Below are 22,997 nucleotides of genomic sequence, written 5' to 3'. Positions count from 1 at the left end.
AACCTCTCGACATCCACGCGCCATCGGCGGATGCTGGACGCATGACAGCATTCACGGTGGACGGTGCATTCAGCGGGTTCAGCGTCGACGACATCGACGCGGCACGCGACTTCTACGGAACGACGCTCGGGCTCGACGTCGAGGCGAACCCGATGGGCTTCCTCGACATTCGTCTTCCGAGCGGCGGGTCGATCCTCGTCTATTCGAAGCCGAACCATGAGCCGGCGAGCTTCACGATCCTGAACTTCCCGGTCGCGGACGTGGACGCCGCTGTCGACGAGCTCATCTCCCGCGGCGTGCAGACGAAGATCTACAGCGACGAGGAGTTCCCCTCAGACGAACGCGGCATCGTCCGCGGTGAGGGACAGGGCCCCGACATCGCGTGGTTCAAGGACCCGGCGGGCAACGTCCTCGCCGTGATGCAAGCCTGAGCCGTAATGCACGCCTGAGTCGTCAGAGCCGATCCACACCGGTGACCGTGACGACGGCCTCACCGGCTTCGTCCGACCCCGCAAGGTCGACCGTCGCCGAGATGCCCCAGTCGTGGTCGCCGGCGGGGTCGTCCAGGATCTGGCGGGCGGTCCACTCGGCCGCACCCTCCGTCAGCATCAGCAGCTTCGAGCTGCGCGCGTCAGGACCGGTGAGGATCTCATCGTGCTCGGCGAAGTACGCATCCAGAGCGTCGTTCCACCCATCGGCGCCCAGAGCGGGATCGAGTTCTGCGAGCGTCTCGACGTCCTCGAGCGCCGCGAGCTGCACCCGCCGGAACAGCTCGTTGCGCACCAGCGTCCGGAACGCGCGCACATTCGAGGTGAGACGCTTCGGAGCCGGCGGGACGATCGGCTCATCGACGTGGTCCGCGCTCTTCAAGGCGGCGAGGTCGACCTGACCGTTGTCGGTGCCGGAGCGCAGCTCCTCCCACTCGTCCAGGAGTGACGAATCCACCTGGCGGACGAGCTCGCCGAGCCACTCGATGAGATCGCGCAGATCTTCGTTCTTCAGCTCTTCCGGGATCGTCTGCGACGCCGCACGATAGGCGTCGGACAGGTACCGCAGCACCACGCCTTCAGACCGCGCGATCTTGTAGAACGCGACATATTCTCCGAACGACATGGCCCGCTCGTACATGTCACGGACGACGGACTTCGGATGCAGCTCGAAGTCGCGGATCCACGGTTGAGCGGCGCTGTACGTCTCGAAGGCCGCTCCGAGCAGCTCGTCGAGCGGTTTGGGATACGTGATCTGCTCGAGCAGCTCCATCCGCTCGTCGTACTCGATGCCCTCGCGCTTCATCTCGGCGACCGCTTCACCTCGGGCCAGGAACTCCTGCTGCCCCAGCACGGCGCGCGGATCGTCGAGGGTGGCCTCCACGATCGAGATCATGTCCAGCGCGAAGGTCGCGGCATCCGGGTCCAGCAGCTCGAACGCCGCCAGCGCGAACGGCGACAGCGGCTGGTTCAGAGCGAAATTGGGCTGCAGGTCGACCGTGAGGTGGATGCCGCCATCGGCGTCCTGCTCGACGATGCCGGACTCGCGAAGCGTCCGATAGATTCCCAGCGCCCGAAGGGCCAGGAGTCGCTGCCTGGCCCGTGGCTCGTGGTTGTCGTATACCAGCGCGCGCATACTGCCGAACACGTCACCGCCGCGAGCGATGACGTTGAGCATCATGGCGCTCGTGATCTGCATGTGAGACGTGAGCGTCTCGGGGTCGGCATCCACGAGTTTGCGGAACGACGGCTCGCCCCACGACACGAAACCCTCCGGTGCCTTCTTGCGGATGAGCTTCCGCTTCTTCTTCGGATCATCGCCGGCCTTCTTGATCGCCGCGGCGTTCTCGGACTCGTGCTCCGGGGCCTGCGCGACCACGGTGCCTGCGGTGTCGTAGCCGGCGCGTCCGGCACGCCCGGCGATCTGGTGGAACTCCCGTGCGTTCAGCTGCCGCATCCGCGTGCCGTCGAACTTCGTCAGCGCGGTGAGCAGCACCGTGCGGATCGGCACGTTGATGCCGACGCCGAGGGTGTCGGTGCCGCAGATCACGCGCAGCTTCCCTCGTTGAGCGAGCTGCTCGACCAACCGGCGATACTTCGGCAGCATCCCCGCGTGGTGCACGCCGATCCCCGCCCGCAGGAACTTCGACAGCGTGCGCCCGAACGCCGTCGTGAATCGGAACTCGCCGATGAGCTCTGCGATCTCGTCACGCTGCTCTCGCGTGGCGATCTTCGTGCTCGACAGGGCCTGGGCGCGCTCCATGGCCGCGGCCTGCGAGAAGTGCACGACGTAGACCGGCGCCTGCCCGGTGGTCAGCAGGTCTTCGATCGTCTCGTGGATCGGCGTGAGCTCGTAGTAGAAGTGCAGCGGCACCGGCCGCTCGACGCCGGTCACGACGGACGTCTCGCGTGAGGTGCGACGGGTCAGATCGGCCGCGAGCTCGGTGACGTCGCCGAGCGTCGCGGACATCAGGATGAACTGCGCCTGCGGCAGCGTCAGCAGCGGAACCTGCCAGGCCCACCCGCGATCGGGGTCGGCGTAGAAGTGGAACTCGTCCATCACGACCTGGCCGATCTCGGCATCGGGCCCCTGGCGCAGCGCAAGGTTCGCGAGGATCTCGGCTGTGCAGCAGATGATCGGCGCATCCGCGTTCACGGATGAGTCTCCGGTGATCATGCCGACGTTCTCGGGGCCGAAGATGTCGACGAGAGCGAAGAACTTCTCGCTGACCAGGGCCTTGATCGGGGCCGTGTAGTAGCTGCGGCGACCGTCCATGAGAGCCGCGAAGTGTGCTCCGATCGCGACGAGCGACTTGCCGGTGCCTGTGGGAGTGGAGAGGATCAGGTTGTTTCCCGAGACGATCTCGATGACCGCTTCGTCCTGCGCCGGGTACAGCTGGATGCCGGTCGACTCCGCCCATTCCACGAACGCCGTGTAGACGGCATCCGCATCGGAGCCGTCGGGGAGAGTCGCAGAATCGAGAAGGGAAGCCATGTCCCTACGATCCTCCCCCATGCATCGCCGCCCCGCGCCCATCAAGAGCGCGCAGCGCGGCTCCGGCGCGCGCTTCAGGCGGTCGCGGCGCGCAGGGCGATCTCGATCATGTCGCCGAAGGTCTGCTCGCGCTCCTTCGCCGTGGTCTCCTCGCCCGTGACGATGTGATCGCTCACCGTGCAGATCGCGAGGGCGCGACGCCCGTGGTACGCGGCGAGCGTGTAGAGACCGGCGGCCTCCATCTCGACGCCCAGGATGCCGTGCTGCACGAACGGCTCGGTGAGCTCCGGGCGGGTGCTGTAGAACTGGTCGCTGGAGAAGAGCTGCCCCACATGGACGGCAGAGCTGAGCTCCAGCTGCTCACTCGCCTCGACGGCGGCCCGCAGCAGAGCGAAGTCGGCCACCGGGGCGAAGTCCAGCCCGTGGAACCGCACGCGGTTGATGCCCGAATCGGTACTCGCACCGTTCGCGATGATGATGTCGCGCACATTCAGCTTCTCGGTCAGCGCGCCGCATGAGCCGACCCGCACGATCGTCTGGACCCCATACTCGCTGAACAGCTCGGTGGCGTAGATCGCCATCGAGGGCTGACCCATGCCAGAACCCTGCACCGAGACTCGGTGCCCGTTCCAGGTGCCGGTGTATCCCAGCATCCCGCGGGTCTCGGAATACAGTTCAGCGTCCTCGAGGAAGTTCTCGGCGATCCACTTCGCGCGCAGCGGGTCGCCGGGGAACAGGACGACGGGAGCGATCTGACCGGGCTCAGCGGCGATGTGTGTGCTCATGACCCCAGGTTATCGAGCCGCTAGTCAGCGCCGACGGCTCACGTCAACCCCCGACCGCATTCTCCGTGCCTGTGACAGGTTGATGGCATGGATGCCGTTGCCGTCGCATCCGCATTCCGGAAGAGGTTCCATGACTGCCATCCACGAACGGGTCCGTCCCGCTCGCCGCGGCATCGCGCGCGGACCGCTGAGTGCTGCAGTCATGCAGAAGCTCCAGCTCGATGACCCCAGAGATGCCCGTGCTGCCGACGGCGCGGCAGCGTCGCGAGGAAGCGACGACCTCGCGGCGATCGCCGGCGATGCTCTCGCCGCCAGCGACGGCGTCGCGATCGACGACGACATCCAGCTCGCTCTCTTCCTCCTCTACGCCTGCGCCTACGGGTCGCTGGACTGGATCGACCCCGAGTGGGAGTGGCACCCCGAACTCCTCGCCGTTCGCCGGATGATCGAGCGTGCCTTCGAACGCGAGCTGCGCCGTGATGTCGTCGTGGGAGAGACCCCGCCAGCGGACGCCGAAGCCGTCGCCGCCGCGCTCTTCGATCTCACGGCGCCGACCCCTGGCCCGTCTCTCGCCCGATACGTCGCCAAGCGGGCGACGCTCGAGCAGCTGAGGGAGTTCGTGATCCAGCGGAGCATCTACACGCTGCGCGAAGCCGATCCGCACTCCTGGGCCATTCCTCGGCTCACCGGTCGCGCGAAGGTCGCGCTCGTCGAGATCCAGTCCGATGAGTACGGAGGCGGACGCCCCGAGCGCATGCACGCGGAGATCTTCGCCCGCACCATGCGCGGTCTCGGGCTCGACGCACGCTACGGCGGCTACCTCGATCGGGTGCCTGCGGTGACTTTGGCCTCGCAGAACGCGATGTCGATGTTCGGCATCAACCGGTCGCTGATCGGCGCGATCGTGGGGCACCTGGCCGCGTTCGAGATGACCTCGTCGCTGCCGAACCGCATGTACGCCGAGGGCGTGCGCAGGCTCGGCTTCGGCGACGACGTGGCCGATTACTTCGATGAGCATGTTGAGGCGGATGCCGTGCACGAGCAGATCGCGGCGCGTGATCTCGCCGGTGGGCTCGGAGAGGATCGTCCCGAGCTCATCCCGGACATCTTCTTCGGTGCCGCAGCCTGCCTGATGCTCGATGATCGCGCGGCCGACCATATCAGGGGCGCGTTCGAGGCGGGGGAGAGCTCGCTGCGCCCCGAGGGCGATGATGTCTGAGCGCGAGGTGCAGATCACCGCGTGCGCCGATGGGCCGCTCCTCGTGCGCGGGGCTGTTCAGGTCATCGGCGAAGACGGGCAGCCGATCGACAATCCGCGCCGAACGGTCGCGCTCTGCCGTTGCGGCGCTTCGGCGATCAAGCCGTGGTGCGACGGCACGCACAAGCTGATCCACTGACTCAGCGATCCAGCCTCTTCGACATCTCGGTGATCCAGATCGGTGCGAACGGAGAGATGCAGCCAGCAGCGGTCGGGTAGTCGGCGAGCACCTGCAGCTCGTTGCCGATCGCGAGAGCCCGAGGCCGCAGGTCGGGATTGCGGATGCCGATGTTCGCGAGCGTCTCGTTCATCGCCCATTGCGGCCGGGTGGGGGCATCCTTCATGTCGCGCTCGATGAGGTCGAGCAGGTGCTCGAGATCGAGGCCCTCCGGCTTCTTCACCACGCGCTCAGAGGTCAGCGACCAGGCGGCCGCGCTCACCGTCGGGTCGGCGTCGCCGAACCAGCGCTGGCGCATCTCCTCGGCGAGGGGCGACTTCTTCGCGATGTAACTCACGAACCACTCATTGACCTTGGGCGCCCTGGTCTCGCGCAGCATCGCGTCGAGCTCGTCGGCCGAGAACTCGCGCGGCTTGCTGATGAGCAGCGCGAGCAGGCGCGGAGCCGTTTCGCCGGTCGCCCAGAGCTCCTTCCCGAGTGCATGGTTCGTCTTGACCTGCTTCGCGAGCGCCCGCATCTTCGACAGGTTGATGCCGTGATCGTCGCCTCGCTTCTCGTTCGCGGCGCGAAACTTCGGGTCCTCGAGTGCTTCGAGCTCGGCGAGCACCTCGGGGACGGTCATCGTGTCCGTCATGAATGCCAGCGTACGCCGCGCCCCTACGTCGAGAATTGCGTTGCGCGTCGAGAATCGTGCTGGCAGGGCGATTCTCTGCGGCAAAGCAATTCTCGGGGACGGCGGCTACTCGTCGCCGACGAGTTCGCCGCGGATGCGGCGCAGATCCTCCATGAGGGATCCGACGAGGATCCAATGACCGGATGCCGGCGGCTTCAGCTGCAGCGGTGCGGTCAGGGCGGGGATGGTCGAGGTCTCGGCCGCGGGCTCAGGGGCGATGTCGGCGATCTGCACGGCGAGCCGCACATCGTGCCCCGCCCGCCGGAGCTGCTCGGCGATCGCGTGCACGGTGGGCTCATCGGCCAGTGTGGCGTCGTAGTGGTCGAAGTACGCCCGCGTCATCCCGATGACCTGCGTCACGATCGGTGACAGCGTGTCGAGCAGGCTGCGCATGTCGGCGATCTCGCCGCGGGCGGCGCGGCGCGGGTTGAGCGTGAGCGATTCCTCACCGGCGGAGATCGATGCCTCGGCCGCAGTCTGCATCGGCCGCAGCAGGCGTGCCTCCACCATCAGCCCCTGCAGCTGGGCGGGCGTCCGCGAACCGAGCAGAGCATCGGCCAGCCGGTCCAGACTCGCGGCGATCTCGGTGCCGAGCAGCCCGAGGTCGCGTCTGGCCGGCCCCGTGAGCACCGGCGGTACGACCAGCGCGTTCACAATCAGACCGAACGCGACGCCGATCAGCGTCTCCAGGATCCGATCGAGCGCGTACTCGGGATTCGATGAGCCGAGAGCGAGGACGAGCATCGCCGAGATCGCGACCTGATTGCCGGTCCCCGGTGTCGCACGGAAGACCCAGGCCACGAGCATCGCCACGACGATCGCCAGCAGCACGACCCAGCTCTGCGGGCCCAGCAGCAGGCTCAGCAGCACGGCGATCACGACACCCGCGATCACGCCGATGCTACGCTCCAGCGCCTTCGCGAACGACTGGTTCACGCTCGGCTGCACGACCAGCAGCGCCGCGATCGCCGCGAACACCGGGAGCGGACCGGGGATGAGCCACGACGATATCAGCCAGGCGCCGAGCGTGGCGATCGCCGACTTCGCGACCTGCAGCAGAGGAGCGCGCTTCGCGCTCCGCACCGCCGCCGTCATCTTCATGTCACCACGGTAGCCCCGGGCAGGTGCCGTCATCGGCAACTGAGGACACCCTTACCCCGTGCTACGTTAGGGGAGGCTTACCAAAGCCTGTCGGCCTTCTGGTCGGCATCCCGACCCTCAGATCTGAAGGAAACGCCCGTGCGTATCTCCCGACTTCTCGCTCTCGGCGCCGCCGCTGTTCTCGCGGCCAGCCTCGCCGGCTGCGCCACCTCCGCCCCGACGAGCACCGACGACGGAGCGGTGGGCTCCAACCCGGCATCCGCCGACGCCTTCCCCGTCACGATCAAGCACGTGTACGGCGAGACGACCATCACGGAGAAGCCGGAGCGCGTCGCGACGGTCGCGTGGGCGAACCACGAGGTGCCGCTCGCGCTGGGCATCGTCCCGGTCGGCATGAGCAAGGTCGCCTGGGGCGATGACGACGACAACGGAGTCCTCCCGTGGGTCGAGGAGAAGCTCGACGAGCTGGGCGCCGAGACTCCCGTGCTGTTCGACGAGGCCGACGGTGTCGACTTCGAGGCCGTCGCCGACACGAACCCCGACGTGATCCTCGCCTCCTACTCGGGCATCACGCAGGAGGAGTACGACACGCTCTCCAAGATCGCTCCGACGATCGCCTACCCGGATGTGGCCTGGGGCACCTCGTACCAGGACATGATCACGATGAACTCGACGGCCCTGGGGCTCGCGGATGAGGGCGAGGCACTGAACGCCGACCTCGAGGCGAAGACGCAGGAGGCGCTCGACGCGCATCCCGCCCTCAAGGACGCCAAGGTCCTGTTCACCTACATCGACCCGAACGACTTCAGCCAGGTGGGCTTCTACACGCCGATCGACACCCGCCCCGGCTTCCTGCTCGACCTCGGCCTGCCCGAGCCGGAGATCCTCAAGGAGAACGAGGCGGCGACCGACTTCTACCTGACCGTCAGCGCCGAGGAGGTCGACAAGTTCGACGACGTCGATCTGTTCATCACCTATGGCGATGACTCGATGATCGCAGCCCTGCAGGCCGATCCGCTGCTCGGCAAGATCCCGGCGATCGCCAAGGGGCAGATCGCTATCCTTCCCGACGCCACTCCGATCGCGAACTCCGCCAACCCGTCGCCGCTGTCGATCCCGTGGGGCATCGACGAGTACTTCTCGATCCTCGAGGCACCGCTGACCGGCAAGTGAGCTCAGCCGCAACAGCTCTGAAGCCGGGCGCCGCACACCTGCGGCGCCCGGCGCTGGTGCGCAGCACCTGGCTGCTCATCGGCCTCGTGGTCATCCTCATCCTCAGCATCCTGTCCGTGTCATTCGGCGTCCGCGCCGTCTCATTCGACGACATCGCCGCCGCGCTGGGCGGACACTCCGACACCATTGCTCAGGGCGCGATCATCAAGCGCATCCCCCGCACCGTGCTCGCGATCCTCGTCGGCGCCGCTCTCGCCCTCTCCGGCGCGACCATGCAGGCCGTCACCCGCAACCCGATCGCGGACCCCGGGATCCTCGGCGTCTCCAATGGCGCATCGCTCGCCGTCGTCATCAGCCTCGCCTTCTTCGGCGCGACGGGTGCATCCACGCAGATGTTCGTGGCGATCTTCGGCGCCGCCGTCGCCGCCGTGTTCGTGTACACGGTCGGGTCGCTCGGCCGCGGCGGTGCGACTCCGCTCAAGCTCGCGCTCGCGGGAGCTGCGACCTCCGCCGCCCTCGGCTCGCTCATCAGCGCCGTGCTCCTTCCTCGGGTCGACCTGCTGCAGGCCTTCCAGTCCTGGCAGGTCGGCGGCGTCGGCGGGGCGGAGTGGCCCCGCATCGCGATCACGGCCCCGGCCCTCGCACTCGGCGCCCTCATCTGCTTCGCCTGCTCGCGCGGCATGAACTCCCTCGCCCTCGGCGACGACATGGCCGCCGGCCTCGGCGAGAACGTGTTCCGCACACGGCTCGTCTCGGCGCTCGGAGCCGTCATGCTCGCCGGCGCCGCCACGGCGATCGCCGGCCCGATCGGATTCGTCGGCCTGGTGATCCCGCATCTGTGCCGGACTCTGATCGGAACCGACCACCGCTGGCTGCTGCCGTTCTCCGCCCTGGCGGGCGCGGCGCTGCTGCTCGCCGGCGACATCGTCGGCCGCGTCATCGCTCCGAACGGCGAGGAGATCCAGGTGGGCATCATCACCGCGGTCATCGGCGCTCCCTTCTTCATCTGGATCGTCCGTCGACAGAGGGTGAGGGAACTGTGAGCGCCACCGTCACAGCCTCCGCCGCAGCCACCGGCGTGGAGGCCATCGCGGCCGGTCGCCGGTCGCGCCACCGCCGTCACGCCGTCGCGAGCATCGTGCTCGGCATCCTCGTCGTGGCGCTCGCAGCCACGGCGCTCATGGTCGGCAACACCTTCTACACTCCCGGCGAAGTGATCCGCGTCATCCTGGGGGAGACCGTCCCCGGCGCCTCGTTCACGGTCGGAGAGCTGCGACTGCCCCGAACGGTCCTGGCGATCCTCGCCGGGGTCGCGTTCGGCATCGGAGGCGTCGCGTTCCAGACCCTTCTGCGCAACCCTCTCGCGGCCCCTGACATCATCGGTATCACCGAGGGTGCGAGCGCTGCGGCCGTCGTCGGCATCATCGTCCTCGGCCTGAGCGGTCCGGCCGTCTCGGCATTCGCAGTCGGCGGCGCCCTCGTCACGGCGCTCGCCATCTACCTGCTCTCGAACAAGGGCGGCTTCTCCGGCATCCGCCTGATCCTCATCGGCATCGGCATAGCGGCCATGCTGCAGAGCGTCATCTCCTATGTGCTGTCGCGGGCCGCGCAGTGGGACATCCAGACAGCCATGCGCTGGATCGCCGGCAGCCTGAACAATGCGTCCTGGGACGACGTCGCCCCCCTTGCCATCGCGAGCCTCGTCATCCTGCCCTTCCTGTTCCTGCAGGCGCGTGCGCTCGGGATGCTGCAGCTCGGTGACGACTCGGCATCCGGTCTCGGCGTCCGCGTGACTCTCACCCGCGTGCTGTTCATCATCGGCGCGGTCGCCCTCCTCGCCTTCGCCACCGCCGGCACCGGGCCCATCGCGTTCGTCGCATTCATGGCCGGGCCCATCGCCGCGCGCATCACCGGACCCGGCGCGAATCTGCTGCTGCCTTCCGCGCTCGTCGGTGCGGTGCTCGTCCTCGCCGGTGACCTGATCGGCCAGTTCGCGCTCGGCGCGCGCTACCCGGTCGGCGTCATCACCGGTGTGCTCGGCGCCCCATACCTGATCTACCTGCTCATCCGCACCAACCGCTCGGGAGGATCGCTGTGACCCAAGCGCACACCCTGGAAGCCGAGGCCGTCACGCTCGGCTACGGCGACCGCACCATCATCGAGGGCCTCGACCTCCGGATAGCGCCCGGCAGGATCACCGCGATCGTCGGCGCGAACGGATGCGGCAAATCGACGCTCCTGCGTTCGCTCGCACGCCTCCTGTCACCGTCGTCCGGTCAGGTCGTCCTCGACGGGAAGTCCGTGCACTCCCGCCCGACCAAGGAGGTCGCGCGCGTGATCGGACTGCTGCCGCAGTCGCCGATCGCTCCGGAGGGCATCGCCGTCGCCGATCTCGTCGGCCGGGGGCGGCATCCGCACCAGAAGGCGCTCGCCCGCTGGACGGCGCACGACTACGAAGTCGTCGCAGACGCCCTCGAGGCCACCGGCATCTCGGACCTCGCCGACCGCAGTGTCGACGAGCTCTCGGGTGGCCAGCGTCAGCGCGTCTGGATCGCGATGGCCCTCGCTCAGGAGACCGACATCCTGCTGCTCGACGAGCCCACCACTTTCCTCGATGTCGCGCATCAGGTCGAAGTCCTCGACCTGCTGACCGACCTCAGCGTCTCCCGCGGCACCACGATCGTGATGGTGCTGCACGACCTCAACCTCGCAGCCCGCTACAGCGACGAGCTCGTCGCGATGCGGCACGGCAGGGTGCACGCGATCGGCGCGCCCAGCGAGGTCCTGACCCACACGCTCGTCGAAGAGGTCTTCGGCATGGCGAATCAGATCACCACGGATCCGGTCTCCGGCAAGCCGATGGTGACCCCGATCGGAAGGCATCATGTCCGCTAGCACTCGTACCCGTCCGCCGTACGTCCTCGCCCGCGCCGAGGTGCGCGCCGTCGAACGCGTGTCGCCGAGTTTCGTGCGGGTCACGTTCGGCGGCGGTGAGCTCGACGACTTCGGCACGCCCGGCGACGTCCACGACGCCAGGATCAAGCTCGTGTTCCCGCCGGCATCCGGCATCCTCCCCGACATCGACCGCGACACCGACGACTGGTGGGGCGCCTACCTCGCCGTCCCGGAGGACGAGCGCGGATCGATGCGCACGTACTCGATCCGGGAGTTGAAGGCCTCGGATGCCGGCACCGAGGTCGTCGTCGACTTCGTCCTGCATCTGGCACCTGGCCTCACCGGGCCGGCCTCCCTGTGGGCGAGCCGCGCAGCGGTCGGCGACGAGCTCTGGATCGTCGGCCCTCGCCGCGGCCGCGAGGATCGCAGCGGGATCGAGTACGCGCCGGGCGAGGCATCCTCCGTCGTCCTCGTCGGCGACGAGACGGCTGCTCCCGCGATCGCGCGCATCCTCGAAGACGCACCGCGCGACCTCCGAGGCATCGCGTTCATCGAGGTCCCAGTCGCCTCCGATGTGCTGCCGATCGACGCGCCGGCCGGTGTCGAGGTGCACTGGCTGCCCCGAGGGGATGCCGCGCACGGCCTGCGCGTGATCCCCACCGTGCTCGACTACCTGGGCGACACCGGGCACCGTGAGATCACGGTTCAGGATGCCGAGGGCGAGGACCTGGTCTGGGAGACTCCGATCTACTCCGGCAGCGGCGAATCGCTCGGCGCCGCCGTCGCTCACGTCGACCGGTACTTCTGGATCGCCGGCGAGAGCGGCGTCGTCACCACGCTGCGCCGGCACCTGGTCAAGGACCTCGGCATCGACCGCGCGCAGGTGGCCTTCATGGGCTACTGGCGCCGCGGTGTCGCCATGCGCGGCTGATTCGCCGTCCGGGTCGCAGAAACGGTCGTTCTGACTACGCGTGAGCGGCGCTTTGTGCGACCTCGATCTTCGGCGGCTGTCCCCTGACCGTGGTGTGATGGGGGTATGAGCACCGAGCAGCGGATGGCGCGGGAGACCAGGGCGATCTGGGCCACGATCATCTGCTTCGCGGTCGGCACGATCGTCGGCGCCCTGCTGCTCGGCAGCAACCCGCGGCCTGTCGCCGGGGACGGATCGGTCGGGATCCCCGCCGCGATCGTCGCCGGGGTGATCGCTGCCGCATCGTTCACCGTCAGCTCACGCCTGTACCGGCGGGGGGACCACACCGCGATGCCCCGCTGGCAGGTCATCATCTCGTCGCTGTCAGCGGTCGCATTGACGATCGCGTTCGCCGGCGTCACAGCACTCGGCGTACTGCTCACCACCGAGGTGCTGGGTGTCGGGTTGCAGGGCCTCGAGCTGTCCGCCGTCGGCGGCGGGCTCCTCACCGGTGTGGCCAGCGCCGTCGGAGGACGCCTCACATTCGAGGCGGGCATCGGACTGCGCACCGCCGACCTCGCGAACCTGCTGTTCGGCTACCTCATCATCGGCACGCTGTTCGCGATGATCACCGCTGCCGACCCGCGGTGGTGGGAGTCGAACTTCTCGCAGCTCGGCATCGGCGCCGGAGCATGGGCGTTCAACGGGACGCTCGTGGTCGCCGGCATCCTCATCGCCACCGTCGGTTCGTACATCGGCCGCGATCTGCACCGCATCCGCGGTGACGCGGCGCTCGGGCGCATCGCCTGGGTCGTCGCCCTGTGGGCGGCCACCGGCGCAGCGCTCGCCGGAGTCGGGGTGTTCCCGATCGAGCGGATCGTCGTCGTGCACAACATCGCGGCGTTCTCGACGCTCGTGCTGTTCGTCGCCGCCGGCATCCTGACCACGACCGTCATGCCCGGCCCACCGCGCGCACTGCTGCTGACGACCGCCGGGGTCGCGACGCTGATCGTCGTGGCAGTCGTCCTGGCGTTCGGCTTCCGGCTGTTCTCGGTCACGGCGCTGGAGGCGATCGTCATCGGGCTGGCGCTGATATGGCTGACGACCCTGGTGCGCATGCTCGCCGTGCTGACGCCGGAGCAGACGCGGCCATCTGCGAGGACATCGCTGCTGCGCGGTTGACCTCCGCGCGCGGATCGGTCTGGCCCCCGGCATCCGTCCCTGTCAGTATCGAGGGAACCGATCCGCAACGGAGGGACGACGATGTCCGACCAGATCTTCATCTTCATCGCGCTGGGGTTGTACTTCGCGGCCATGCTCTTGATCGGATACCTGGCGTTCCGCCGGACCACCGATCATGAGGACTACATGCTCGGCGGGCGGAACCTGCCGCCATGGGTCGCAGCGCTCAGCGCAGGAGCCTCGGACATGTCCGGCTGGCTCGTCATGGGACTGCCCGGCGCGATCTATCTGTCCGGGCTCATCGAGGCGTGGATCGCCGTGGGTCTCACCATCGGCGCGTATCTGAACTGGCTGCTCGTCGCGCCGCGTCTGCGCGCCTATACGCAGGTCTCGCGCAACTCGATCACGGTGCCGAGCTTCTTCGAGAACCGGCTCCGGGACTCCTCGCGCCTTCTGCGGCTGCTCGCCGGCGTCGTGATCCTCGTGTTCTTCACGCTGTACATTTCCAGCGGCATGGTGGCAGGCGGCTTCTTCTTCGAGAGCTCGTTCAACTCCGACTACCTGCTCGGCATGCTCCTGGTCGCCGGGATCACGCTTCTGTACACCCTGTTCGGCGGCTTCCTCGGCGCTTCGTTCACGGACGTCGTTCAGGGCCTGATGATGGTGATCGCGCTGATCGTGGTCCCGATCGCCGCGATCATCGCCGTCGGCGGCTTCGGCGAGGTGGCCACCTACGTCGAAGACCTCGCGCCGAATCACATCTCGGTCATCGGCGGCACGGCTCTGACCGGCGGGACGATCCTGGCGATCATCTCCTCGCTCGCCTGGGGCCTGGGATACTTCGGGCAACCCCACATCATCGTTCGCTTCATGGCCCTGCGCAATCCGGGGGAGGCCAAGTCCGCCCGTCGCATCGGCATGACCTGGATGATCATCTCCCTGGTGGGCGCGGTGTTCTCAGGCTTCGTCGGCATCGCCTACATGGCGCATCAGGGCATCGATCTCACGAACCCCGAGACCGTCGTGCTGGTGATGGCGCAGACGCTGCTGCATCCGTTCGTCGCGGGCCTCGTGCTCGCAGCCGTGCTGGCCGCGATCATGAGCACGATCTCGAGCCAGCTGATCGTCGCATCCTCCGCGTTGGTCGAGGATCTCTTCAAGGTGGTCAAGAAGGAGCCATCTCCGAGGCTGCTGGTGATCCTCGGACGATCGACGGTCCTCGCAGTCGGCGTGATCGCGGCGCTCCTGGCGATCGTGCCGAACGACACCATCCTCGGGCTGGTCTCGTTCGCGTGGGCCGGCTTCGGCGCCGCCTTCGGGCCGCTGATCCTGCTGAGCCTGTTCTGGCGCAGGCTCACGAACTGGGGTGCGCTGGCCGGAATGTTCGTCGGTGCTGCAGGCGTCTTCTTCTGGAAGGCGGTGTGGCCGCAGATGTACGAGCTGCTGCCCGGATTCATCTGCGCGACTGTCGTGGCCGTCGTGGTCAGCCTGCTGACGCATCGAGACGGTTCGGAGCGGCAGAACGAGATCCTGCAGGAGTTCACCGACACGGGAACGCTGCTGACGGTCAACGGTGTGGGGCGCGGCGCGCGCACGGACAGGCAGACGCCTTAGCCGTTCGTTCCTGGGCGGCTGACTCCGCCCAGGAAGATAAGGCATCTGCCCGATGCCCGACGGGTGCCTTAGAGCGGAGTGTGGACTCAGATCACCAGAGGAGTTCACACCATGTACGAGCACTTCATCTACGACGCCATCGTCATCGAGCAGGAGCGGTTGGAGCGCGAGCTCGAGCGGCAGCGCATCATCCGCGAGAACCCGGACCGCCTGGTCCGTCGCGAGCGCCGCTTCGTCGCTCGGGTGCGTGCGTGGTTCCGCCGGCACGAGCCGGATGCCGCGGCTGCGGCACTCGCAGCGGACAGTCTGCGCGAGATCCGCGACGAGGTCCCCCAACCCGCGTACGCGCGGTGAGCGTTCCGATCGCGATCACGGGCCCCGATGTCGGAGGTGCGTGGCACCATGAACTGGTGACCGTTCCGATTGACAGCTCGGCAATGGTGGGTCGTGACGCCGACCTCGCCGACCTGCGGCGCGCGTTCGATCGTGCATCCGGCGGCGAGCCATCCGCCGTGCTCATCGAGGGCGAGGCCGGCATCGGCAAGACGAGGCTGCTGCGGGAGTTCCGGGGAGTGGTGTCCGGTGTCGCCGACGTTCATGTCGGCCGCTGCTTCGACCTCGGTGCTGCTCGGTCGGCGTACGGCCCGCTGACCAGCATCCTGCGATCGATGGTCGAGCGGCTCGGCGTCGCTGAGGCCAAGGCGGCGATCGGGGTCGGTGCCGAAGCGCTCCGCATGCTCGTCCCCGATCTGGGTGAGGGCGTCGCCGTCCGAGAGAGCACGAGCCCCGACGCCCTGCGCGACGCGGTCGCGACCCTCATCGAGGCGGCGGCGGCCAAGGTACCGCAGATCCTCGTGATCGAAGACCTGCACTGGGTCGACGACTCCACGCTCGCCATGCTCCTCTACCTGCTGCGGACGCTGCAGGAGGGGCGCGTGCTGCTGCTGATCACCTGCCGCACCGACGATGTGCGGCGCGGCGACGCGGTCAGCCGTTTCATCGCCGAGACCACGCGCGCGCGGGTCATCGAGCGGCTGACACTCGAACGCCTCGACCAGGACGCGACACGTCGGATGGTCGAGCAGCTGTACGGCAGCGAGCTCAGCGAGTCGGCGTTCGAGCGTCTGATGGAGCGCGCCGAGGGCGTGCCCTTCTTCATCGAAGAAGTCGCCTGCTGCGCCGCAGGGCCCCTGCCCGACTCGCTGCGGGACATGCTGCTGGTGCGCTTCGATCAGCTCGACGATGATGCGCGTCACATCGTCCGCATGGTGTCGGGCGCTGAGGGGATGCTGTCGCACACGCTGCTGGTCGAGCTCGCCGGACTGCCGGATGATCGCCTCGATGCGGCGATCCGCGCTGCTGCGCGCAACGGCATCCTGTCGGTGCACGACGACGAGTACACGTTCCGGCACGCGCTGCTGCGCGAGGCCGTCCACGATGACCTGCTCCCCGGCGAACGGGCGCGGCTGCACAGGGCGTACGCGGAGGCCCTCGAGGCGAAGTCGACGGCGCTCGACCGATGCGACCGGTCGTCTCTCGCTCACCACTGGCACCTCGCGCAGGTGCCCGACCGTGCGCTGGTCGCCGCTGTCGCCGCGATGCAGGAGGCCAAGACGAGGTTCGCGTTCGCATCCGCGGCCCGGTTCGGCGAGTTGGCCCTGGAACTGTGGGAGCAGGTGCCCGATGCCGAGGCCGTCGTCGGCCTGCCGCACGTGCGGCTCATGCGGCAGATCGGGTCGATCCTGCGCAATGCCGGGATCTCCGACCGCGCGCTCATCGTCGTCGAGCGCGCGCTGGACGAGGTCGACGAGAACACCGACCCGGCCGAGCATGCCCGGCTGCTGCGAGACAAGGCGCAGTTCCTCTCGAACCTCGCCGTGCCGCTGCCCGGCGCGATGGAGCTGTTCCTCGAGGCGCTGGAGATCGTCGATCGCGACGTGGACGATGACCAGCTGCACGCCACACTCCTCAATGGCCTCGCCGGCAAGTACATGCTCGCCTCGCAGCCCCGTGAGGCGATCATCACCGCGACTCAGGCGCTCGAGATCGCGACGCGAATCGGCGATGCCAGGGAGATGTCGGTCGCACACAACCTCCGCGGGTCGTGCCGCACCTACCTCGGCCAGCTCGATGAGGCGTTCGCCGACTACGCGGAGGCCGCGCGGCTTGCTCCTCGCAGCAACGGCAGCGCCGAACTGCGATACTTCGTCAACTACTCCGACATGCTCGCGCTGGTCGGGCGGAACCGGGAGGCGTTCAAGGTCGCAGAGGCAGGTGTCGCGCGGGCGCGTGAACTTGGTGTCGAACGTGCCTCCGGCACCCTCATGGTGCAGAACATGGCTGATCCGCTGCTGACCCTCGGCGACATCGAAGGAGCCACGGCCCGGTTGGCCGCAGTGCCGATCGGGCGGCCGCAAGTGCTCAACGACCAGTACGTCATGCTGACACGCATCCGAGCGCTGGCCTGGCAGGGCGATGTCGACGAGGCGGCTCGGCTGAACGAGGAGTGGAGTCCTGCGCTGCGCCGCACCGGCGACTTCGAACGGCAGGCCTGGTACCGCATCGTCGAGAACGACATCGCCCTCGCGGCTGCCCGCGGTCAGTGGCAGGAAGCACTGAACGCCGTGGTCGAGATGACCGAGTACCAGGGATTCGTGCTGCTGCACGCGTACCGGCTGCTGCTCGAGTCCGGGTGGGTGGTCGCCGAGGTCAGAGCGGCCGGCGGAGACGTCGAGGGGGCCATCGCCGCGATCCGTCGACTCTGGGCCGAGATCCCCGAGACGGTCCGCGACAGCGCGTGGACGGCCATGTTCGAGGCGATGCTCGACCCGTCCATTCCCGCTCTTCGTGAGGCCGCCGCATTCGCCGACGGCGAGGACGTCCCGGCCGTCATGCGCGGCGTCACACGCCTCGAGCTCGCGCGCGTGCTCGTCGCCGCCGGCGAGCGGAGCGAGGCGCAGGCCGTGCTGGCGGATGCCGCTGCTGCCGCCGCCGAGATCGGACACGTGCCCCTGCAGAACAGCATCGGGGCCTTCGGCCGCGCGAGCGGGCTGGCCGCACGGGACGAGGGCGGAGGCAGTGACGAGCTCGAGCTCACCGCACGCGAGCGCCAGGTGGTCGACCTCGTCGCCGAGGGGCTCAGCAACAAGCAGATCGGCGAGCGGCTGTTCATCAGTTCGAAGACCGCGAGCGTGCACGTCTCGGCGATCCTGCGCAAGCTCGGCGTCTCCACCCGCACCGAGGCGGCCCTGGTCGCTGCGCGACGGTGAGCATGGTCGCTGCGCGACGGTGAGCATGGTCGCTGCGCGACGGGGACGAGCGCGCGCCGTTACAGAACCAGCCGGTACCCCATGCCGGCCTCGGTCAACAGGTGCACGGGCTCGGCGGGCGTCGCCTCGAGCTTCTTGCGCAGTTGAGACATGTACAACCGCAGATAGCCCGAATCCGCCACCTGATCGCTGCCCCAGATATCCATCAGCAGGTCCTGCCGAGTGACGAGGGCGCCCGGATTGCGGGCGAGGTGCTCCAGCATCCGCCACTCGGTCGGCGTCAGGTGCACTCGCTGCTCGGCGCGGGTGGCGGTCTTCGCAGCCAGGTCGACGACGACGTCACCGAACGACACAGACGAGTCGCCTGTCGCCCCTGGCGTCCGACGCGACAGCGCCCGCAGACGTGCGAGCAGTTCGTCGATCTGGAACGGCTTGGTGACGTAGTCGTCGGCACCGGCATCCAGCGCCTCCACCTTGTCGGCCGATCCCGTGCGCCCGGAGACGACGATGATCGGTGCGTTCGTCCAGCCGCGCAGCGCCTGGATCACCTGGATGCCGTCCAACTGCGGCATCCCCAGGTCGAGCAGGATGATGTCGGGCCGTGCTTGCGCGGCCGAGGTGATCGCGGCCGCCCCGTCAGACGCCTCGACGACGTCGTAGCCGTGCGCGCCCAGCGTGATCCGCAGAGCCCGCACCAACTGCGGGTCGTCGTCGGCGATGAGCAGCTTCACGGCGTCACCGCCGTGACGTCGGGTGCTGCCACCGGCAGCGAGACGACCATCGTGAGTCCGCCGCCCGGGGTCTCCTCGGGCAGGAGCGTGCCGCCCATGCCCTCGGTGAACCCCTGCGACAGGGCGAGCCCGAGGCCGAGACCCGTCGTGTTGTCCGTGTCGCCAGAGCGCTGGAACGGCATGAACATCGACGCGCGGCGATCGGCCGGTACGCCCGCGCCGTGATCGACGATGCGGATCTCAGCACGTGCGCCGGTGGAGCCCGTCGACACGGTCACCTTGCGATCGACCGGCGAGTGCCGGTGCGCGTTGGCGAGAACGTTCACGAGAACGCGTTGCAGCAGCACGGGGTCGGCCTGCACGGGCGGCAGTTGGGCGTCGAGCTCCAGTTCGATGTCGGCGGGGCCGAGCGACAGCTCATCGAGCGCTGCGACGACACTGCCGGCGGCATCCACTGGCGCGAGCGAGACCGCGAGGACTCCAGCCTGAACTCTGCTGACATCGAGCAGATCCGTCACGAGCGACGACAGCGTCGCCAGGCTCTCGTCCGCGGTGACGATGAGCTCCCGGCGGTCCGCGTCGGACAGCCGGTCATCGCGCAGGCCCCCGACGGCCGCGACCGCCGAGGCGAGCGGGCGTCGGATGTCATGGCTCACGGCGGAGAGCAGAGCGCTGCGCACCTGGTCGGTCTCGGCCAGAGCATCGGCTTCGCGGGCGGTGGCGTCTCGATCCAGCGCAGCGGCGAGCTGGGCGACGATGACATCGAGGAGGCGGCGCGACGGCTCGCTGAGCGGCCCGCCGTGCAGCTCGAGCAGAGCGTGGGACGCGCCGGCGCCGCGACGTTCCACCGGCACGACCGTCGACCGACCGTCGCGCACTGGTTCGCCGTCCAGGGCGATCACCTCGCCGTCGGGCGACACGAGCCGTACGCCGCTCAGGCCGAAGGCCTCGCGCGTCCGGCTCACCAGCGCGAGGATCGCGCTGTCTCCGCGCAGCACGTTGCCGGCGACGGATGCGAGCAGCTCGGCCTCGCGCGTCGCCCGCTCGGCGTCTCGTGCCCGGCGGGCAGCGACCGCGACGATGAGGCCGACGATCACCGCGATGATCACGTAGAGCGCGAGTGCGACCACGTGCAGCGGGTGCTCGATGGCGATGGTGAACGCCGGTGCGACGAACAGCAGATCCAGGGTGATGCCGGAGAGCACAGCGGCCGTCACCGCGGGTCGCAGCCCGCCGATGAGCGCGACGATCACGACCAGCAACTGGTACGAGAGCACCTCGTACGTGATCGATTGCGGGCTGCGCACCGCGAACAGCAGCCAGGTCAGCAGCGGACCGACGACGAACGTCGCGGCGAAGCCCCACAGCTCGCGTCGCCAACCCAGAGCGGCGCCGCCGGTGAGACGCAGGAGCATCGGCGGCTGCGCCGGCTCGCCGAGCGGGAGAGTGCTCATGATGACTGAATCCTAGGCTCGGAAAGCTCAGAATCCGACATGACCGGCTCGCTCCTGCCCGGGGATGGGGCGGGACCGCCGTCCGTAGATGAGCTCGGACGAATCGAGCAGCCACGGCACGAGCGTGATCGATACGCCGTGCACGAGCATCAGTTGGTTGCCGATGCGGCGTGCACGCCGGTTGTGGAGCAGGCGCTCCCACCAGTGCCCCACGATGTACTGCGGCAGGTACACCGTCACGACCGACGATCCGTGCTTCTCGCGGTAGCGCTCGATGAACTGCGCGACCGGCTGCGCGTAGGTGCGGTACGGCGAATCGAGAATGACGAGCGGTACGGGGATGCCGTGCGCCCGCCAGTCGCGGTGCAGCTGCTCGCCGTCCTCGGCCGAGAACGCCACGTGCACCGCGAGCGTCTTGTCGTGATCAGCGGCGATGGCGTAGTCGAGCGCCTTCAGAACGGGCTTCTGCAGCCGGTTCACGAGCACGATCGCGACGTCTCCCGACGCGCCGAAACGTGTCTCATCGTCCACCGCGACCTCGTGCTCGACGTCGCGGTAGTACCGCTTGACGCCGATCATCAGCAGGGCGAGCACCGGGATCGCGAAGAACACGAGGTACGCGCCGTGAGTGAACTTGGTGACGGTCACGATGAGCAGCACCAGAACCGTGAACACCGCGCCGACCCCGTTGATCACGAGACCCGAGTAGGCGGAGCGCCGTTCGGATGCCGTCGCCGCGGTCTTCGCGCGGAGCGGCCCGCGCAGCATCCGGCGCCAGTGGCGCACCATGCCGATCTGTCCGAGCGAGAACGATACGAAGACGCCGATGATGTACAGCTGGATGAGCGTCGTCAGCCGCGCCTGGAACACGATGAGCACGGCGATCGCCGCCAGTCCCAGCAGGATCATGCCGTTCGAGAACACCAGGCGGTCACCGCGGGTGTTCAGCGCCTTCGGGGCGTAGCCGTCACGGGCGAGGACGGCACCGAGCAGAGGGAAGCCGTTGAACGCGGTGTTCGCCGCGAGCAGCAGGACGCAGGCTGTTGCGGCCTGGATGATGAAGAACAGGATGCTGCCACCGCCGAAGGTCGCGGCCGCCACCTGCGCCATCAGGCTCGGCTGCGGGTTCGCGCAGTCGAAGCCCACGAGATCGCACGGGTTCTCGGCGTAGTGCACGCCGGTGATGAGCGCCAGGGCCGTCAGCCCGGCGAACAGGCAGATCGCGATCGACCCCATCAGCACCAGCGTGCTCTGGGCGTTGCGCACCTTCGGAGTTCGGAACGCGGGGACGCCGTTGGAGACGGCCTCGACGCCGGTGAGAGCGGAGCATCCGCTCGAGAACGCCCGGAGGATCAGCAGGATGACGGCGGCCTGGCTGAGGCTCTCGGCGTGCACGGTGAACTCGGCGCTGGAGGCGACGGGGGCGTCGCCGAGCGCGGCGCGGACGAGGCCGGTGACGATCATGACGCCCACGGAGCCGATGAAGACGTAGGTCGGGATCGCGAACACCGTCGACGCCTCGCGGACGCCGCGGAGGTTGACGATGATGATCAGGACGACGAATCCGACGGCCAGTTCGACGCGCCACGGGTTCAGACCGGGCAGGGCCGAGATGATGTTGTCGACGCCGGATGCCACCGACACCGCCACCGTGAGGACGTAGTCGACGAGGAGGGCTGCGGCGACGACGACTCCGGGGATCTCGCCGAGGTTCGTCCGTGCCACCTCGTAGTCGCCGCCGCCTGAGGGGTACGCCTTGATGAGCTGGCGGTAGCTGAGCACCACGACGATCAGCAGCACGATGACGGCCGCGGCGACCATGGGGCTGAACGACAGGAACGTCAGCCCGCCGATCAACAGGATCATCACGAGCTCCTGCGGCGCGTACGCCACCGAGCTCAGCGCGTCGGAGGCGAAGATCGGCAGGGCGCGGCGCTTGGGCAGCAGCTGCCCCTCGACCTGCTGCGAGGTGAGCGGGTCGCCGATGAGGAGCCGCTTCGCGAGGGGCGGGGCATCCGGTGTCTGGTCTGTCACGAATGACGACCGTACGCTCGCGCGGAAGGCGCGGACGGCATCCTCACGGAATCCCTACGCCCCGTTCCCGGATGCTGACGGGATCCTCACGTCTCAGCGGGCGGTCGGCCACTCCTCGGCGAGCAGACCGTAGTTCATGCCGTCCATCCACTCGCCGGAGCGGTGCAGCGCGGTCTTGCGGCTGAACTCCTCCCGGCGCATCCCGAGCCGCTCCATCAGCCGCCACGACGGCTCGTTGTCGGCGAAGCATCCGGCGTGCACGCGGCGCAGGCCCAGCGGGCCGAAGCAGACGTCGATGACGGCGCGCACCGCCTCGGACGCGTAGCCCTTCCCCGAATGCTCAGGGACGAGCGTCCAGCCGAGCTCGGCCACGGTGCCCTTGGCCTGATCGACGACCTCGCGCTGCGCCCAGGCATCGCCGATCTTGAGCATGATGTCGCCGATCACCGAACCGTCGTCGAGCCGGGTGAGGATCAGCGTGGTGGCCAACCGATCCGGGTCGAGGTACAGCTCGTCGAACGCCTCGCGCGTCTGCGGCGCGGGGCCGAGCCAGCGGTAGACGTCGGGGAGTCGCCGGTACTCCCACACGGCGCCGAGGTCGTCGGCCGTGGCGGGCCGGATCTCCAGCCGGTCGGTGCGCACGGGCCAGATGTCGCTTCGCTGCGATTCGGTCATCGTTCGATCCTACGAGCGGTTCGCCATGCAGCGGCATCCCGTCCGCTCATGACGAACGCACAGCCCGTTCCGATCACGAACCC

The 22,997-nt window shown here is 68.4% G+C and carries 19 protein-coding genes and 1 pseudogene; 12 read left to right on the top strand and 8 right to left on the bottom strand.

The genetic code is table 11. The features are described from left to right. Nucleotides 1-41: 41 nt before the first annotated feature. A complete protein-coding gene (locus tag LQZ87_RS02175; RefSeq protein ID WP_230101931.1) occupies nucleotides 42-431 on the top strand; it encodes a VOC family protein in 390 nt (129 codons plus the stop codon). A 22-nt stretch (nucleotides 432-453) separates the two neighbouring features. On the opposite strand, the gene LQZ87_RS02170 is transcribed toward LQZ87_RS02175, so the two are convergent. Both LQZ87_RS02170 and deoD read right to left on the bottom strand, forming a co-directional pair. Next, nucleotides 454-2,982, bottom strand: a complete 2,529-nt coding sequence (locus LQZ87_RS02170; RefSeq protein WP_230101797.1) for a DEAD/DEAH box helicase — start codon at nucleotides 2,980-2,982, stop codon at nucleotides 454-456. Between the two features lie 74 nt (nucleotides 2,983-3,056). Further along, nucleotides 3,057-3,767 carry a purine-nucleoside phosphorylase gene (gene deoD, locus LQZ87_RS02165; RefSeq protein WP_230101796.1) on the bottom strand — a complete coding sequence of 237 codons (711 nt, stop codon included), beginning with the start codon at nucleotides 3,765-3,767 and terminating at the stop codon, nucleotides 3,057-3,059. A gap of 130 nt (nucleotides 3,768-3,897) precedes the next feature. Here deoD and LQZ87_RS02160 point away from each other — a divergent pair, with 130 nt between their 5' ends. Continuing rightward, nucleotides 3,898-4,986: an iron-containing redox enzyme family protein gene (locus LQZ87_RS02160; RefSeq protein WP_230101795.1), complete on the top strand. Its 1,089-nt coding sequence runs from the start codon at nucleotides 3,898-3,900 to the stop codon at nucleotides 4,984-4,986. A 7-nt stretch (nucleotides 4,987-4,993) separates the two neighbouring features. Further along, nucleotides 4,994-5,164: a CDGSH iron-sulfur domain-containing protein gene (locus tag LQZ87_RS02155; RefSeq protein WP_325471009.1), complete on the top strand. Its 171-nt coding sequence runs from the start codon at nucleotides 4,994-4,996 to the stop codon at nucleotides 5,162-5,164. Nucleotide 5,165: 1 nt separating this feature from the next. On the opposite strand, the gene LQZ87_RS02150 is transcribed toward LQZ87_RS02155, so the two are convergent. Together LQZ87_RS02150 and LQZ87_RS02145 are read right to left on the bottom strand one after the other, a co-directional pair. Beyond that, nucleotides 5,166-5,837: a DNA alkylation repair protein gene (locus LQZ87_RS02150; RefSeq protein WP_230101793.1), complete on the bottom strand. Its 672-nt coding sequence runs from the start codon at nucleotides 5,835-5,837 to the stop codon at nucleotides 5,166-5,168. 105 nt (nucleotides 5,838-5,942) lie between these two features. Then, nucleotides 5,943-6,977, bottom strand: coding sequence for an FUSC family protein (locus LQZ87_RS02145; protein ID WP_230101792.1), 1,035 nt, complete (start codon nucleotides 6,975-6,977; stop codon nucleotides 5,943-5,945). Nucleotides 6,978-7,115: 138 nt separating this feature from the next. On the opposite strand from LQZ87_RS02145, the gene LQZ87_RS02140 reads away from it, so the two are divergent. From LQZ87_RS02140 to LQZ87_RS02100, 9 genes are all read left to right on the top strand, one after another. Further along, nucleotides 7,116-8,150, top strand: coding sequence for an iron-siderophore ABC transporter substrate-binding protein (locus LQZ87_RS02140; RefSeq protein WP_230101791.1), 1,035 nt, complete (start codon nucleotides 7,116-7,118; stop codon nucleotides 8,148-8,150). After that, entirely contained in the window at nucleotides 8,147-9,193 is a 1,047-nt protein-coding gene (locus tag LQZ87_RS02135) for an iron ABC transporter permease (protein WP_230101790.1), read from the top strand. The genes LQZ87_RS02140 and LQZ87_RS02135 overlap by 4 nt, the downstream gene beginning before the upstream one ends. After that, the gene (locus tag LQZ87_RS02130) at nucleotides 9,190-10,248 is read left to right on the top strand and encodes an iron chelate uptake ABC transporter family permease subunit (protein WP_230101789.1); all 1,059 of its coding nucleotides are present in this window, start codon (nucleotides 9,190-9,192) and stop codon (nucleotides 10,246-10,248) included. The genes LQZ87_RS02135 and LQZ87_RS02130 overlap by 4 nt, the downstream gene beginning before the upstream one ends. Then, nucleotides 10,245-11,045, top strand: coding sequence for an ABC transporter ATP-binding protein (locus LQZ87_RS02125; protein ID WP_230101788.1), 801 nt, complete (start codon nucleotides 10,245-10,247; stop codon nucleotides 11,043-11,045). Before LQZ87_RS02130 ends, LQZ87_RS02125 begins: the two co-directional genes overlap by 4 nt. Beyond that, nucleotides 11,035-11,976 carry a siderophore-interacting protein gene (locus LQZ87_RS02120; protein ID WP_230101787.1) on the top strand — a complete coding sequence of 314 codons (942 nt, stop codon included), beginning with the start codon at nucleotides 11,035-11,037 and terminating at the stop codon, nucleotides 11,974-11,976. The genes LQZ87_RS02125 and LQZ87_RS02120 overlap by 11 nt, the downstream gene beginning before the upstream one ends. A 105-nt stretch (nucleotides 11,977-12,081) precedes the next feature. Then, nucleotides 12,082-13,137 (top strand): DUF998 domain-containing protein, encoded by a 1,056-nt coding sequence (locus LQZ87_RS02115; RefSeq protein ID WP_230101786.1) that lies wholly within the window; start codon nucleotides 12,082-12,084, stop codon nucleotides 13,135-13,137. A gap of 81 nt (nucleotides 13,138-13,218) precedes the next feature. Beyond that, complete coding sequence (gene putP / locus LQZ87_RS02110) at nucleotides 13,219-14,751, top strand: sodium/proline symporter PutP (RefSeq protein WP_230101785.1); 1,533 nt, start codon at nucleotides 13,219-13,221, stop codon at nucleotides 14,749-14,751. A 111-nt stretch (nucleotides 14,752-14,862) separates the two neighbouring features. After that, nucleotides 14,863-15,105 carry a hypothetical protein gene (locus LQZ87_RS02105; RefSeq protein ID WP_230101784.1) on the top strand — a complete coding sequence of 81 codons (243 nt, stop codon included), beginning with the start codon at nucleotides 14,863-14,865 and terminating at the stop codon, nucleotides 15,103-15,105. A gap of 56 nt (nucleotides 15,106-15,161) precedes the next feature. Then, nucleotides 15,162-18,020, top strand: coding sequence for a helix-turn-helix transcriptional regulator (locus tag LQZ87_RS02100; RefSeq protein WP_230101783.1), 2,859 nt, complete (start codon nucleotides 15,162-15,164; stop codon nucleotides 18,018-18,020). 59 nt (nucleotides 18,021-18,079) lie between these two features. On the opposite strand, the gene LQZ87_RS02095 is transcribed toward LQZ87_RS02100, so the two are convergent. From LQZ87_RS02095 to LQZ87_RS02080, 4 genes and pseudogenes are all read right to left on the bottom strand, one after another. Continuing rightward, on the bottom strand, nucleotides 18,080-18,751 hold the full coding sequence (locus tag LQZ87_RS02095; protein ID WP_230101782.1) for a response regulator: 672 nt from the start codon (nucleotides 18,749-18,751) through the stop codon (nucleotides 18,080-18,082). Then, nucleotides 18,748-20,157: pseudogene (locus tag LQZ87_RS02090) on the bottom strand (ATP-binding protein); the annotation flags it as partial. The pseudogene LQZ87_RS02090 and the gene LQZ87_RS02095, both read right to left, overlap by 4 nt. A gap of 75 nt (nucleotides 20,158-20,232) precedes the next feature. Beyond that, entirely contained in the window at nucleotides 20,233-22,239 is a 2,007-nt protein-coding gene (locus tag LQZ87_RS02085) for an APC family permease (RefSeq protein ID WP_230101781.1), read from the bottom strand. Between the two features lie 93 nt (nucleotides 22,240-22,332). Continuing rightward, nucleotides 22,333-22,914: a GNAT family protein gene (locus LQZ87_RS02080; RefSeq protein ID WP_230101780.1), complete on the bottom strand. Its 582-nt coding sequence runs from the start codon at nucleotides 22,912-22,914 to the stop codon at nucleotides 22,333-22,335. Nucleotides 22,915-22,997 lie beyond the last annotated feature (83 nt).

Origin of the sequence: Microbacterium sp. Bi121 (genome assembly GCF_918698005.1) — a bacterium.
GTDB lineage: Bacteria > Actinomycetota > Actinomycetes > Actinomycetales > Microbacteriaceae > Microbacterium.
Note: the sequence above shows the minus strand (reverse complement) of the source record. Positions and strands in the feature narration are given on the sequence as shown.

What these genes read in the sequence shown, in the direction of transcription:
- LQZ87_RS02080 (WP_230101780.1), bottom strand. Translation starts at nt 22,914, where the DNA reads ATGACCGAATCGCAGCGAAGCGACATCTGGCCCGTGCGCACCGACCGG.
- putP (WP_230101785.1), top strand. Translation starts at nt 13,219, where the DNA reads ATGTCCGACCAGATCTTCATCTTCATCGCGCTGGGGTTGTACTTCGCG.
- LQZ87_RS02120 (WP_230101787.1), top strand. Translation starts at nt 11,035, where the DNA reads ATGTCCGCTAGCACTCGTACCCGTCCGCCGTACGTCCTCGCCCGCGCC.
- LQZ87_RS02105 (WP_230101784.1), top strand. Translation starts at nt 14,863, where the DNA reads ATGTACGAGCACTTCATCTACGACGCCATCGTCATCGAGCAGGAGCGG.
- LQZ87_RS02175 (WP_230101931.1), top strand. Translation starts at nt 42, where the DNA reads ATGACAGCATTCACGGTGGACGGTGCATTCAGCGGGTTCAGCGTCGAC.
- LQZ87_RS02150 (WP_230101793.1), bottom strand. Translation starts at nt 5,837, where the DNA reads ATGACGGACACGATGACCGTCCCCGAGGTGCTCGCCGAGCTCGAAGCA.
- deoD (WP_230101796.1), bottom strand. Translation starts at nt 3,767, where the DNA reads ATGAGCACACACATCGCCGCTGAGCCCGGTCAGATCGCTCCCGTCGTC.
- LQZ87_RS02170 (WP_230101797.1), bottom strand. Translation starts at nt 2,982, where the DNA reads ATGGCTTCCCTTCTCGATTCTGCGACTCTCCCCGACGGCTCCGATGCG.
- LQZ87_RS02115 (WP_230101786.1), top strand. Translation starts at nt 12,082, where the DNA reads ATGAGCACCGAGCAGCGGATGGCGCGGGAGACCAGGGCGATCTGGGCC.
- LQZ87_RS02145 (WP_230101792.1), bottom strand. Translation starts at nt 6,977, where the DNA reads ATGAAGATGACGGCGGCGGTGCGGAGCGCGAAGCGCGCTCCTCTGCTG.
- LQZ87_RS02160 (WP_230101795.1), top strand. Translation starts at nt 3,898, where the DNA reads ATGACTGCCATCCACGAACGGGTCCGTCCCGCTCGCCGCGGCATCGCG.